Source organism: Bacillus hominis, assembly GCF_030348325.1.
GTDB lineage: Bacteria > Bacillota > Bacilli > Bacillales > Bacillaceae_G > Bacillus_A > Bacillus_A hominis.
Map to the genome: position 1 here is coordinate 2725418 of NZ_JAUCFS010000005.1, position 13920 is coordinate 2739337.

The 13920-nt window shown below is 34.8% G+C and carries 11 protein-coding genes and 1 pseudogene; 2 read left to right on the top strand and 10 right to left on the bottom strand.

The annotated features are described in order from the left end of the window. Positions 1 to 41: 41 nt before the first annotated feature. The 6 genes and pseudogenes from QUF93_RS16635 to QUF93_RS16660 form a co-directional block, all read right to left on the bottom strand. Positions 42 to 1796, bottom strand: coding sequence for an adenine deaminase (locus QUF93_RS16635; RefSeq protein WP_289359508.1), 1755 nt, complete (start codon positions 1794 to 1796; stop codon positions 42 to 44). Between the two features lie 356 nt (positions 1797 to 2152). After that, the gene (locus QUF93_RS16640) at positions 2153 to 3319 is read right to left on the bottom strand and encodes a serine hydrolase domain-containing protein (RefSeq protein WP_289359509.1); all 1167 of its coding nucleotides are present in this window, start codon (positions 3317 to 3319) and stop codon (positions 2153 to 2155) included. 189 nt (positions 3320 to 3508) lie between these two features. Then, positions 3509 to 3877: pseudogene (locus QUF93_RS29050) on the bottom strand (ABC transporter permease); the annotation flags it as partial. A gap of 467 nt (positions 3878 to 4344) precedes the next feature. Next, the gene (locus QUF93_RS16650) at positions 4345 to 5823 is read right to left on the bottom strand and encodes a sodium:solute symporter family protein (RefSeq protein ID WP_088059252.1); all 1479 of its coding nucleotides are present in this window, start codon (positions 5821 to 5823) and stop codon (positions 4345 to 4347) included. Continuing rightward, positions 5820 to 6020 carry a DUF3311 domain-containing protein gene (locus QUF93_RS16655; RefSeq protein ID WP_289359510.1) on the bottom strand — a complete coding sequence of 67 codons (201 nt, stop codon included), beginning with the start codon at positions 6018 to 6020 and terminating at the stop codon, positions 5820 to 5822. Before QUF93_RS16655 ends, QUF93_RS16650 begins: the two co-directional genes overlap by 4 nt. Before the next feature lie 249 nt (positions 6021 to 6269). After that, complete coding sequence (locus QUF93_RS16660; RefSeq protein WP_289359511.1) at positions 6270 to 7895, bottom strand: amidohydrolase; 1626 nt, start codon at positions 7893 to 7895, stop codon at positions 6270 to 6272. 613 nt (positions 7896 to 8508) lie between these two features. Here QUF93_RS16660 and QUF93_RS16665 point away from each other — a divergent pair. Both QUF93_RS16665 and QUF93_RS16670 read left to right on the top strand, forming a co-directional pair. Then, entirely contained in the window at positions 8509 to 9927 is a 1419-nt protein-coding gene (locus tag QUF93_RS16665) for a sigma-54 interaction domain-containing protein (protein ID WP_289359512.1), read from the top strand. 267 nt (positions 9928 to 10194) lie between these two features. Then, the gene (locus tag QUF93_RS16670; RefSeq protein WP_289359513.1) at positions 10195 to 10368 is read left to right on the top strand and encodes a hypothetical protein; all 174 of its coding nucleotides are present in this window, start codon (positions 10195 to 10197) and stop codon (positions 10366 to 10368) included. 326 nt (positions 10369 to 10694) lie between these two features. Here the strand turns inward: QUF93_RS16670 and QUF93_RS16675 are convergent, their stop codons facing one another. The 4 genes from QUF93_RS16675 to QUF93_RS16690 form a co-directional block, all read right to left on the bottom strand. Continuing rightward, positions 10695 to 11423, bottom strand: coding sequence for a signal peptidase II (locus QUF93_RS16675; RefSeq protein WP_289359514.1), 729 nt, complete (start codon positions 11421 to 11423; stop codon positions 10695 to 10697). A gap of 15 nt (positions 11424 to 11438) precedes the next feature. Continuing rightward, positions 11439 to 12548 carry a DUF58 domain-containing protein gene (locus QUF93_RS16680; protein WP_289359515.1) on the bottom strand — a complete coding sequence of 370 codons (1110 nt, stop codon included), beginning with the start codon at positions 12546 to 12548 and terminating at the stop codon, positions 11439 to 11441. Further along, the gene (locus QUF93_RS16685) at positions 12545 to 13477 is read right to left on the bottom strand and encodes an AAA family ATPase (protein ID WP_088059260.1); all 933 of its coding nucleotides are present in this window, start codon (positions 13475 to 13477) and stop codon (positions 12545 to 12547) included. The genes QUF93_RS16680 and QUF93_RS16685 overlap by 4 nt, the downstream gene beginning before the upstream one ends. Before the next feature lie 145 nt (positions 13478 to 13622). Continuing rightward, entirely contained in the window at positions 13623 to 13916 is a 294-nt protein-coding gene (locus QUF93_RS16690) for a putative quinol monooxygenase (RefSeq protein ID WP_289359516.1), read from the bottom strand. Positions 13917 to 13920: the final 4 nt, after the last annotated feature.

Genomic DNA, 13920 nt, shown 5'->3' on the forward strand with positions numbered 1-13920 from the left:
GAAAGGTCCTATAAAATAGACTTTTTATAGGACCTTTCCTTTTAATATTGATTTATCAGTTTCATCGGCGAAGCAAGTACCTTATTACTTTTCACATCATATAATCCTATAGGTGTTACCCGTATAAATGGCAAGTGCGTCGCAGAAAAGAATAAAATCGTAAATGCTGGATCGTTATAGGTGTATCCTCGCTCTTGTAGTAATTCCACCATTTTTTTCTCTTTATGTATCAATTCGCTCATTTTTAAATCGGACATAATCCCGAGCAACGGTAATGCAATTTCGTGTAACACTTCATTTCCTTCCGCTATTACCATACCGCCACCTAGCTCTTTTACTCTATGAAAAGCTGTAAGCATATCTTCTTTCCTTTTTCCAATAAGAATGATGTCACCTGTACCGGAATAAGAGCTAGCAAGACCTCCTAATCCATTCGCAAAACCTTTCACAACTGTATTCACTCGCCAAGTGCCATCACGAGCAATCATCATAAGGAAACATTCATCATGCTCAATAGAAAGTTCCTCACCGTTTAAGTCGATTTCAGTTACATATGGTTTTGAAATAACATCATTTAGTAATTGTATACCGGTTGTTTCAGAAAAAATCATATCTTCTTTCTTTAAAGACCAGTCTAGTTGTAGAGGGGTTACTTGAAATTCATCCCATTCTATACGTAAGGATTCATTTTTATTTTCTCCATCACGTTTCATCCATTGTCCTTTTGCAATTACACTAATTGGCACCGGGTTTTCTTTACTTTCCAAAATATTAATATTGGCGATTCTCCCTGTGGCAATCGTACCATGTAAATGCTCCATATTATAATAACTAGCAATGTTATAACTTGCCATATTATAGGCATCTATAACTGGTATCCCTTGCTTAATCGCTATTTCTATCAATCTATTTGTCATTCCGTTTTCATAAAATGACGGATGCGAACCGTCTGTTGTGAAAATGAATCTATCAAATTGTTTAACACCTAGTTCTAGCAATTCTTTTACTAAAATTTTTAAATCTGGACGGATAGAAGAATTTCTAAGAGAAACGGTGTAACCTTGCATAAGGCGTGTTAATGCTTCCTGCCCTGTCATCGCTTCATGATCACAATCCGTACCTAACAATTTTAACTTTGCTAAAGTTGTTTCAGACGCTCCGGGAAAATGACCTTCTACTTTTTTTTGTAATCGCTTCGTTTCCTGTACCCAATTTAACATGTCCTCATCGCCATGTAATAGTTTTGGCCATGCTGTTAACTCCCCGCCTTGAAGAACATTTTCATGATTAAGCCATTCCATTATTTCTTCACTATTAAATAAAGATTGACCATTTTGCAGCTCAGTTTGTCCATCGAAACGACACCACCAATACATACTTGCTGGAATCTTTTTAAATTCATCTAATAAACGAAATGCTTCTTCACGTTGTAATGTGAAAAATAAAGTTAAATTATCATTAATAAAAGTTGTTGTCCCAAATTGCATTGCATGATTTGCTAAAGTCTCTGGATTGTATAACTGGTATGGATGTGCATGCGGTTCTATGTAACTAGGAACTACATACTTCCCTTCGCAATCAATAACTTCACATTCATGTAGTTGCTCTGGTAATTTTTCTCCTACATATACAATGCGGTCATCATAGATCCAAATATTTGCTTTCATCCACTCACGCATATAGGAATTTAAGTGTATTGCATTCCTTAATAAAATGTGTGGACTTCTTTTACCATCTAATACTTCAACATGCTCTCGTAATTGCCTGTTAGTCCATTTAAAATGATTTTGTTCCACTGTATTCAACTCCAAATCAACTCATAATTATTTTGCTTAAAATGAGAAATATTTAACTAACTAAAATATTTTTCATTCATAATTCCCCTATTGATGCCCCTATACCCTTCATTATATGGAATGATTCCAAAAATAACAATTTTCAGAATCATACACATACTTCTTTTATCCAAAATAAAAAGAATGTCATGTAACTGACATCCTTTTTATTTTTATAGTAAGCTATACGATTGATTTTCACTTTGAAATACACTTGATGCCATATCATAAATGCAACTACTGTCCATAGTTGCGAATTTTAAAAAGCACCTCTTTTATATACAACTATAACAAAATCCCATTCATTTTCTTTTCATCTATTTTTCAAATTCAATTTTCATCATTTTATTAAACTGCGGAGCAATATCGATCCCACCTATAGAGTTAATACTGATAGCCAATGTATGTTTTCCTCCAATTACTCCCCCAGCAAAAGTTGTAAATCCAGGAATTCCTCCTCCGTGCCCCCAAACTGAAACACCGTTGGGAAGTTTAGTCTCATAGATTCCAAGACCATATCCATCACCAACCTCTTTTCCTTCTACAGGAACTGTAGTAAGCATTTCTTTTAGCTCGCGTTCCTTCAGTAACTTACCACCGAGTAAAGATGAAAAGAACGTATTTAAATCGTCCGCATTAGAAATCATATCTCCAGCTGCGTTAGCTAAACTCGGATTATAATACGTAATGTCTTTCAACTCGCTTGTTCCTTCAATTTTCACATACCCACGAGCATGATTCTTTCCTGGGATAACTGGTGAATTTCCTGGTAAAAACGTATTTGACAGATCCAAAGGTTCAATAATTCGCTTTTCGATTTCTTCCGCATAACTATTACCAGTTATTTTTTCAATTAGCATTCCCAATATGACATATCCTGTGTTTGAATACGACCAACCTTTACCTGGCGAAAAATCTGGAGGCAGAGAAAGGCCTATTTTCACTATTTCTTCTGCTGTATACGTTTTTTTCGAATTCATAATATCAGCGTCTTTTGACTTTAAGTATTCAGCTATACCACTCGTATGATTCAAAAGTTGACGTATCGTAATTTGATTGCCATCATACCCATTTCCTTGAATGAGACCCGGTAGCCACTTCTCAATTGGATCGTCAAGTTGCACACGATTTTCTCCTACTAATTGAAGAACAGTCGTGGCAGTAAAAGTTTTCGTCACACTACCAATCCGAAATCGATAATCTGATTTCACCGGTTTCTTTGTACTTAAATCCGCCACGCCAGCAGTATAACCACTAGTTTTTCCGTCGTTAGACGCCTTAGCTAATATTCCTACAGCGCCAAGCTGTACTGTTTCCTGCATTACTTGTTTCCATGTATTCCGATTCTTTTGATCATGTACTTGTGACGAACTAGAAATATTTTGAGTAGGCTCTGCCTTCACAGTAAAACCTGGCGTGAATAGAGTAGTACTCGCTAATAAAACTGCCAAACTTGCTAACTTAATTGAATTACATTTTTTCATAAGGCTTTCTCTCCTCTATTAATATCGTTTTGATTTAAGCTATACTTTAATCCTATATGATAAACCTCTCTTTTTTCTTATCCATTCCTTACGAAATACTTACGTTCAAATTTTGATACGATACGTTGAGAAAGAGTTTTGTATGAAAATAAAAAGAGAACATAACAAAAGTTATATTCTCTTCCCTTGTTATTCATATCGCAAACATTCAATCGGATCTAATTTTGCTGCTTTATTTGCCTGTAGTATACCAAATACAATACCGATAAACATAGATATTCCAACCGAAATCAGTCCTAAATTTACTGAAACAATAAATGGCTATTCTGCGAATATCACAATTAACCACGCAAAGAATACGCCAAGCATAAATCCAATTAAGCCACCTAGTGCTGTTAAAATGCAAGATTCAATAAGAAACTGCATTAATACTTTACTACGCGTTGCACCAAGCGCTTTTCGGATGCCAATTTCACGCGTACGTTCTGTTACAGATACAAGCATTATATTCATAACACCAATGCCATCAACTAATAACGAAATTCCAGCAATTCCGCCAAAGACCATTTTCATCATATTCGTAGACTCGTCTAAATCCCCCATAAACTCGTTTCCATCCTCTGGATCTTTGAATTTATGTTCAAATTTAGGCGATTTAATTTCATTTATACGTGCTACTGCTTCTTTCCCAACACTTTCCCGATCATCTCTAGAATGTAATTTCACTGTGACCGTATCATATTCGCTTACTCCTGAAATTAGAGAAGTGAATATGATACGGTCACAATAAGGAATAATTCTATTCCATTCGATTCATCCCCTCTTTTCACAATAGTTCAACTATCTATTACAACCATGTAAATTCGAGAAAATAAAACTACCTGCCTCCAATAGACTGTAGAGAACAGGTAGTTTTGATCTTTTTCAAATTTCAATTTGAATCGAAAAATTCATAAAAAACGTCATCCTTTCTGCATGTTTTCACAAAAAGAATAACGTTTTTCTCGTTATTTAGATATAAATTTTTAGCTAGACGTTGATGTGGTAGATCCCTTTTGAACCGGTATGTTTTTTGAAGCTAAGCTTACAATAAAAGTTATTACGATATTTATTAATAATGCTATCGCTCCTGTACTAATGTCGTTAATAGTGTGTGGGACTGTTGGGAAAAAGGTAGCGATTTTTATATTGAAAATCGTAGCATACAATACAACGAGCACTCCCGTAATGATTCCAGTCATTGCGCCATATTTATTAATATAATTTTTTTGAGAAAAACTAAGGAATAATGCGGGTGCCAATTGTGCGATAAGACTGTATGACATGATATTTAACAGCGCCAGTGCTGTCCCGCCAAATACTGTGAAGAGTAAAGCAGTCAAAGAAAGGATAATGATGAATAGTTTTGAGGCTACTAATTGTTGTTTTTCGGTAGCTTTTGGAAAAATAACATTGTAAATCCCTTTTGTTAAGCCAACAGATGCAGACATTAACATAACGGAAGCTGGTACTAAAGCCGTTAATAAACCAGCTGCTCCAATTATTCCAATGAACCAAGGATCAAATGTTTGAATAGATAATCTTAATAGAGAAAGATCTCCATCAGCTCCTTGTAAACCAGGGATTTTTACAATAGCTGAAAAGCCAATAAAGAAAACAAACAGTAATAATATCGTGTATAAAGGTAGGCTAATTGCATTTTTGCGAAGTGCTTTTTCACCATTTGCTGCGAAGACCACAGTGAAAGAAGTCGGTAATAAATAAAAAGATATTGCATTTAAAAGGATTGTAGAGATAAACCACGGTACACTTAGTCCCTGATTAGCTAACGTTAACAATTCTGGTTTAACAGCCTCGACAGACTTAAACATTTGCTCAATTCCACCAAAATAGTGGATAGGGATGTATAGTCCTAAAAAAATAACTACTCCCAAAATCATAATATCTTTAATCACAGCTATCCAAGCTGAGCCATGAATACCAGAGAATATTACATATGTTGTAATAACTATTGCACCTATAATACTTGCAGTCATTGGTGAGATAGCTCCAAAAGAAGCCTCTGAAACAATGATCCCTAACCCTTTCATTTGTATACAAATATATGGTATAAGTGCTAAACTTCCTACAATAGCTACAATAACCCCCATTGCACGACTATCGTATTTAGATGCAAAATAGTCAGGTTGTGAAATAATACCATGTTCCTTACCGTATCTCCAAATTTTAGGTGCAATCCAATAAGATATTATATATGCTAGAAATATATATGCGGGCACATAATATGCAGCCGCACCTTTGGAATAAGCCCAACCACTTCCGCCTAGAAAAGAAAAAGTCGTATAAACCTCTCCAGCTATTAATAGGAATATGAACAAGGTTCCAAAACCTCTGCCACCAACTGAAAATTGCTGCAAATCCATCTTTTTTCCTCTTCTTGCTGCTATCCCTAAATAAAGAGATAGGATTAAGAAAATAAAAATAATAAATAATGATATATTCATTCTGCCTCACTCCCTTTATTATCAGGATCAAGCTTATAAACAATCGTTAAAATAATTGAGGAAAGTATCATCCAAAATACAATCCAAAATAAAAGAAAAGGCATTCCTAATACGTAAGGCTCAATTCTATTTGCAAATGGTAAAAATCCAACACACCCTATAAAAGGAATTAAGAGTAAGAGTTTAATATATTTCAAAATATGCTCAACCTCCTATTTCATAGTTTGAATTTTTATGGATTAAGAGCCACTATCATAAAAGGATTTGTTAATATATAAATCCTCTTTAATTTTCTAGCATCTAAATCCCTGATGTGCAAAATAAAGCGAAACTTTAATCAACGTTTTTTTGTCCATCCCCTACTAATTATTAGCCCGCAAATAGCGGGCTAATGGTAACGAATAATACAAGGTAATATCATTACAATACCTCATTTTTTCCTAAATCTAATTTTTCACCATTAAATCATTCTCCTTTTGATAGACAATTTCTCCATCAATAATCGTAGTCTCCACTTTCAAATCCTTAATACGGTCTGGTTTAGCTTTTAAAATACTTTCACTTAAAATAACGAAATCAGCTAATTTTCCTACCTCTAAGCTCCCTTTTATATCCTCTTCAAAACTTGCATAAGCACCATTCCATGTGTAAAGTTTAATAGCTTCTAGTACACTAATGGATTGATTCGTGCCAATTTCGGCTCCAAATTGGCTCTTTCTATTAACTGCAGTATGAATTCCTAATAAAGGATTATAATCCGTAACCGGTGCATCTGAACTACCTGCTGCAATAATACCTTTATCTATATAGTCACGAGCAGCGTACATATAATTCACACGTTCACCATAATTGTGAGCATATATCTCGCCATATTCAAATGGAAATGGTGGATTTGGAATAGGGATGACTTCCAGTTGTTTCATTCTTTCTTGTAAATCTGGTGTTGAAACTCCTGCATGCTCGATTCGATGACGATGATTTTTCCTTGGTGCTTCTTTTAACGCTCTTTCTACGCAATTTAAATACATTTCAATAGCTTTATCACCTTGAGCATGTACTGTAATTTGATAGCCTTTTTTATGTGCTTCACCTAGAACTTTATATATTTCTTCTTCACTATAATAAAGAATCCCGAAATTGTTAGCATCGCTGGAGTATGGTTCTCGAGTTGCAATTGTTGGACCAGAGCTACTTCCATCTAAAAATATTTTAGCCGGCCCAACCCTAAATTTCTCATCCCCTGTACCGGTTACTATCCCTGCATTCATCATTTTATTTACAAATTTATCGGATTCATTTATGGTACCAATTATTGCGTATACGCGAACACCGATGTCTTTCGTTTTTATAGCTGTTTGTAACAAACGATAACAATTCGAATCAAAAGTAGCCGCTTCATGAATACTCGTAATGCCCCCTGAAATGAAATGATCCGACGCAATTTTAACAGCTTTCATAAGTTCATCATCTGTATAGCTTGCTACATCATTCATCTTCATATTTGCAGCTTCAAATAATTTCCCTGTAATTTCTCCCCTCTCATTCTTTTCAATTACTCCACCTTGAGGATCCGGTGTATTTTCGTCAATGCCAGCCTTCTCTAGTGCCGCTGTGTTTACAATACAGATATGCCCGCACGTACGAGAAATGATGATTGGATGCTTCGCTGAAATGGCATCTAGCTCTGCAATCTTTGGATACCTTTTCTCCTTTATGGTCGTTTCATTAAATCCCCAAGCTCTTATCCACTCACCTTCTGGAGTTTCCAACGCTTTTTTCTTAAGCTCATTTAGCACATCTGCCACAGAATCGATGTGACTTTCTTTACAACTGATATTCAACTGAAAAACTCCATATAAAACTAGGTGTGTGTGAGCATCAATAAATCCAGGAAGAAGAGATTTGCCTGCTAAGTCAATGACTTCGGTCTTCTCCCCAATGAATTTATTCATTTCTAAATTTGAACCGAGCCCAATTATTCGATTATCCTTTACTGCTACAGATTCCACTATTGAGTTTTGTCTGTCTGATGTAATAACTTCACCATTGATAAATACTAGGTTTGCATTCATACATACACCATCCTTTTTATATAAGTACAAATTGAAAAATTGGCATAAAACCTTTCTTTTTAGGCGGGAGAGAGAATCCGGTCATTCATACAGTCAGACCCTTTTCCTCCCACGTGTGAAGTGAAAACAAAGAGAGAAAACAAGTGCAGATCACCTTTTGTTCTTCATAACCGTGACTTGTATGCCAGCAAGTAAAAATGGATATATTTAGTGATTTCATCTATCATCCTATTAATTGCAATAATGTATCATTAAACAACATTCCTAGGATAAGCTGTTTTTCTCTGTTAGTAAAAATGGCGACCCCCTATCATTCCAATAAAAGGGGACATTCCTTTTAAATAGAAAGATCCTATTAAATACCTCCCTCTATAAATTAATAATTCCGCACTGTACACTTTTATATTGCAAAAATCATGCCATAAATATGGAACGAAAACACAAAAATAGACAGAAAATTATAAAAAACCCACTTTAAATCTAGCTATTGTGAGATATAATGAATTAAATTCGTTTCAATAGATTCATAAACGGTTCATTATTTTCACTAATTCCCATCTACTTTGAACCACTTGCGGTTCAAAATAGATGCATTCATAGGAGGATTCAAGCCATGTCCGACATTCCTGTCCAAATTGAAACCAAATATCTATTAAAAATTCTTGATAATCTTGAAAGTGGGATGAATATTGTTGACAAAAATGGAACGATTATGTGGGTAAACCAAGCATGTTGTAAGCTTTTTAACAAAAGCAAGGAAGATTTGATTGGTAGGAATATTTTCGTTCTGAAAAAAGAGGGTGCGTTCACTTCATCCGTAATCGAAATGGCTTTACAAAATGGAAGTACTGTAACCACTGTGCAAGAAATTACTGGTGGTAATAAGATGACAGTAACAGGTGACATTATTTTGGATGAACAGGAAAACCCCATTTATTTTGTAGCACATGGTCATGATATAAGCAATTGGATGGATAATATCTCCAAACTAAAATGGGAAGAATTAGCCCCCGTATTGAATCGGTATTTACTAGAAATAAAGAAAATGAATACCCGGTATATTCTAATAAAGGATGAACAGTCTTTTATCGGACATAGCAAAGTACATAATTTACTTGCTGAAATCATGGGAAAAGTGGCAAGTGTTGATTCGACTGTGCTTATTAACGGAGAAACAGGAGTTGGAAAAAACGTAGTTGCGAAGCGTATTCATATGTTGAGCGAACGAAACAATCAACCCTTTGTCCACTTAAATTGTGCAGCAATTCCCGATTCACTTCTCGAATCTGAATTGTTCGGCTACCACAAGGGAGCCTTTACAGGTGCTAATTCAAAAGGGAAAACCGGGCTCGTCAAAACAGCGGAAAAAGGAACGCTGTTTTTAGATGAAATTAGTGAACTTCCGCTACATCTACAGCCCAAGCTCCTTCAATTATTGCAAGATAAAACCTATATGCCTATTGGTGGTTCACATTTAGTCAAGGCCGATATTCGCATTATTGCAGCAACAAACCGCAAGATCGAGGAAATGGTAAAAGAGGGGAAATTCCGGGCCGACCTATATTATCGCCTTCATGTTTTACCAGTAAACATTCCGCCGCTACGCGAGCGACATGAAGATATTTTTCCGTTAATCCATTTCTATTTACAAAAGTATAACCAGATATTCAACCAGACACGTACCTTCTCGAAGCAAACGATAGGTGTTTTTCAACGTTATCAGTGGCCGGGAAATATACGCGAGTTGGAAAACACTGTTGAGCAGCTCGTTATTATGGCTAAAAAAGAAGAAATCTCGATTCATGATTTACCAGATCACTTTCACTCAGTAAGCATGGATGAAGAAGCTTTAGAATCTCTGAAAAAAGGCAACAATTTAAACGAGATTATCGAAAGTATGGAAAAAACAATTATTGAGCAGGCCATTAAGAAAAATAAGACTACACGTAAAACTGCAAAAGTTCTTGGAATTACCCAAACTTCACTGATCCGTCGGTTAAAGAAATACAATATCCGCAATGAAAAAGAATAGCATTTTGTTGTAGGGGGATTAATTTTTTCTTAATTTGGTGGTACCCCCTGCCCACCAAATTAAGATTTTGAAGTCTGTCCAAAATTTCTTCTCCCCTTCTGCCTTTCTCACAAGATTACGATTTTATTATGAACTAATACTTTTTATAATTAGTTAATTTCTCAATATAATTTGTGCATATGATTCCATTCAAAGATACAAAATATTTAAGTAACTATTTATAATTACATTGTTTTTATGTCTAAATTCATAAAGGAGCTACATAACATGGATGAAAAAAATGTATTAAGTCAACAACTTGACCACGTATCATCAGATGCCCTAAATACTCCTAGTAAAGCTCAAGAACAGATGGAAGAAACAACCAATCCAGACAATACCAATGTTAAAAAGAAAAGCATTACTCAAGATTTACATGGCTTAGTCGTAAACAAACCATAGATTTCTACCAACATGTTTAAAATGAGATGTACTACGAATCGCAGATATAAAAAAGATGACTTTTGCTAAAGTCATCTTTTTTTAAGTTTTAGTTCAAAGTTCCCAAGGATTTCTCTTATTTTTGCACTAGCTCTCCATACTATGATTCAAATCACCGAGAATTAAAGTCCAAAATAAGAATTTAGTACGATTTGTATTTAAAACTTATTAAAACAATTCTGGAAGGCCAGAACTTCAAACAATTTGAAGTCATTCAATATGAACGTGGACAACATTTGCTTCAAGAAACGAATCTTTAATAAGTTTAGTATTATATATATTTTAACTTAATCCAATTTCCCATCCCCCTCTATCCACTTTATTGTTTTTTCCACATCTAATTCCGTATACGTCTTTTCACCATATCGAACAGACTCATATATCGGAATAATGTCTCTCGTTCTACATATTCTCTTTAACCATTGTTGCATCGTCTCATAGGACCTTCGCTGTTCATGAAATGGTAAAGTTCTTTCCCACTCAACTAACGTTTTCCTTATCGTATCTGTAGGGAGTGTATGCTCTGACTGATGTATGACTTTTTCATTCTTTACGGTTCTTACCGTATTTTCCTTTGTTATCGATTGTTTCTCCTGCTCTAGTTCTGTTTTCGTCAACTTTTTCCTAATAGATTTGTAGAGGAAATATACAATTGCGACTGCGATAATCACATAAAAGGCTATAGTAATCCATGTATTTGAGAGCACAGAAAATACGTCTCCCCATGAATTTTCCCGTTCGAAACCTTTAAATTTTTTACCAGTTGTTGTTCTTTCCCCATTATCTCCCACTTTTTTATCTTCTATAGGTGTTCCATAATCTTCAATATTTCCGGAGTTTATTGTTTCCTTATAAATTTCTTTAGCTTTCTTTTCACTAAAAAAACGCTCTTTTACTATGTCTTGTACATGCACAACACCTTGTGATAACGTTATCGCACTAATCGCAAAGAAAAGTACGATTAAAGCTCTTACACTCCAAAACTTCACCTTCATATGCCGCTTTTTATTCAACATGACATAAGCCCTTTCTTATTCTTTAATTACAATCCATTTATTCGTTCTACTAAATTCCCTTGGAGAAGTACCCAAAATTAAAGGAACCGCATCCAATTCCTTTCGACGAAAGCCAGCTGTGTAAAAATAAGAAGAAGAAACAGGAATATCTTGATCTGATATAGAAGCGAGTACCTTTAATACATTTTGCAAATGTTTCCGATTATCGCCGTTCTTTATATGCAGCAAGCCGTTACCTTTTACGCTATTAATCCATAATTCAAATGAACAATCTTGCATGAGTAGTTGTTTGCATATACCTGCTGTTAATTCAATAAGCTCTTCAATATCATTTCGCAAAGAAACGCCACTTTTATTTTGTAAATTAAGATAAACCGCATATTTATCTGATTGTGTTCGTTCATACTTTTTCGCAGTTATCGTCCCTGTTTTCGCTGTTGCACTCCAATGGATGGAACGAAAATCTTCATTTTCATAAGATTTTACGCCCATTACTTTCGTCTCATCATATAGAGGGGAAGACATTGCTTTTCGAAATCCACGTGACCATTCTTGTAATTCAGGTACTTGTATTTTCGGAACAGCAGGTAAAACTAAATAGGACGGCGTATCAACTTGACTATATGTTATATGGTTCGTTATAAATCCAAAAGGATCCGTAATAACAATTTCAACTTCTTCCCATTTCGCAATACCTCTTTTTAATGCTATAGCTTGCATATCAAATGAAACTGTCTTTCCACCTTTTATATTAAAATTCATATAATAATTTGAACCTGTACTATGATTTTTGTTTAGTTCCTCATGATCCCAAGTTAGCTTATTTTCACATTTAAATCGAAATACAACATGAAAAATAGGGAATATCGATTTATTTGAAATTATTATTTTGCACGTGTTCGTTTCACCAATAAAAACATTCGAATTCCCTTGATCGTATTCCCAGTTAACGCGAGATACTTTACGTATGTATACATGCGTAGCTCCTATTAAAATTAAATACAAAAATACGATAGATAAAATTAGTAGATTACTTGAAAATACACATAAAATAACGGCTACAACTGACATAACTCCTATTATGAAAGGCTCCGCTAAAGGTGTATACACAAGTTGTTGCTTCATCGTACATTCTCCACTGGTACACTAATTGTATGAAGAATTTCTTTAATGATTTGTTCTTTAGTCGTTTTCATCTCCCCTTCAATCGTTAACGTTAAACGATGAGCACAAACGGATGCAGCAAGTGCCTTTATATCATCTGGCGTACAGTAATCTCTTTCATTTAATATCGCCCGCGCTTGAATCGCCCTCATAAATGCCAATGTTCCCCGCGGGCTGACACCAATTTCAATTAACTCATGCTTTCGAGTTGCTTCAATAATTTCAAGGAGATACTCTTGCACATCATCCCCTACTAACACTTCCCTTGCACGTTTTTGCATCGTAATAATTTCTTCACTTGAAATAATAGAATGTAACGTTTCTAACGGATCATTCATTTGAAAACGATTCATCATTTCCTTCTCAGCTTCTCTTGTAGGGTAACCTTGACGTATAGTGAGCAAAAATCGATCTAATTGTGCATCCGGTAACGGAAATGTACCTGCTGACTCGAGTGGATTTTGCGTTGCAATAACTAAAAAGGGATCTGGTAATGAATGTGTCTGCTTCGCAATTGTAATAGTACGCTCTTCCATAACTTCAAGTAACGACGATTGTGTTCTCGGTACAGCTCGATTAATTTCGTCAACTAATACTATATTTGCAAAAATAGGTCCTAACCTCGTTTTAAAATCCGATTCCTTTACATCAAAATATTCGAGTCCAATAACATCTCCCGGCAAAGTATCAGCTGTGAATTGTATTCTTTGAAACTTAGCATCCACACTTTTCGCCAAACTTTTTGCTAATGTTGTTTTTCCAGTGCCAGGTACATCTTCTAATAAAATATGTCCTCTTGCTATAAGAGCTATTGCTGCGAGTTCAATCGATTCATCTTTTCCTATAATGACCTTTGAAATATTGTTAGTGATTTTCGTTAATATGTTCATATATTTCACTACCACCTTTAAATATTTTTAAAATTAAGAATATTTATTTTCCAAATTATAACACATTAAGTTAGAAGTAAATATATTCCTATCAAAATAAAAAAGATGACCCTAGCATACGCTAAAGTCATCTTTTTCTACCTCATTATTTTACTAACTCTCCATTATAAACCTTTATATCAAGCGGAGCAGTTAAAAACTGTGATGCTTTACTAACGAAAGATGTGAAGTGTTCACTCGTATTATGACTCGCAACTGCTGCTTCATCTTTCCATACTTCTACCATCGTATAAACACTTTCTTTTTCAGTATCTTTATATAGATCATAAGATACATTTCCACTTTCTTCTCTTGAACCATGAAGTAGTGGTTGAATTTCTTCTAAAAATGATTGTTGTTTTACTGGGTCTACTTGAAATATTGCGTGAATAATAATCATGGTG

Excerpts from the sequence above, each read along its gene's own strand:
- QUF93_RS16680 (WP_289359515.1), bottom strand. The coding sequence starts at position 12,548 with ATGAAGCAACAACTTGTGTATACACCTTTAGCGGAGCCTTTCATAATA.
- QUF93_RS16650 (WP_088059252.1), bottom strand. The coding sequence starts at position 5,823 with ATGAATATATCATTATTTATTATTTTTATTTTCTTAATCCTATCTCTT.
- QUF93_RS16675 (WP_289359514.1), bottom strand. The coding sequence starts at position 11,423 with ATGTTGAATAAAAAGCGGCATATGAAGGTGAAGTTTTGGAGTGTAAGA.
- QUF93_RS16640 (WP_289359509.1), bottom strand. The coding sequence starts at position 3,319 with ATGAAAAAATGTAATTCAATTAAGTTAGCAAGTTTGGCAGTTTTATTA.
- QUF93_RS16665 (WP_289359512.1), top strand. The coding sequence starts at position 8,509 with ATGTCCGACATTCCTGTCCAAATTGAAACCAAATATCTATTAAAAATT.
- QUF93_RS16690 (WP_289359516.1), bottom strand. The coding sequence starts at position 13,916 with ATGATTATTATTCACGCAATATTTCAAGTAGACCCAGTAAAACAACAA.
- QUF93_RS16685 (WP_088059260.1), bottom strand. The coding sequence starts at position 13,477 with ATGAACATATTAACGAAAATCACTAACAATATTTCAAAGGTCATTATA.
- QUF93_RS16660 (WP_289359511.1), bottom strand. The coding sequence starts at position 7,895 with ATGAATGCAAACCTAGTATTTATCAATGGTGAAGTTATTACATCAGAC.
- QUF93_RS16670 (WP_289359513.1), top strand. The coding sequence starts at position 10,195 with ATGGATGAAAAAAATGTATTAAGTCAACAACTTGACCACGTATCATCA.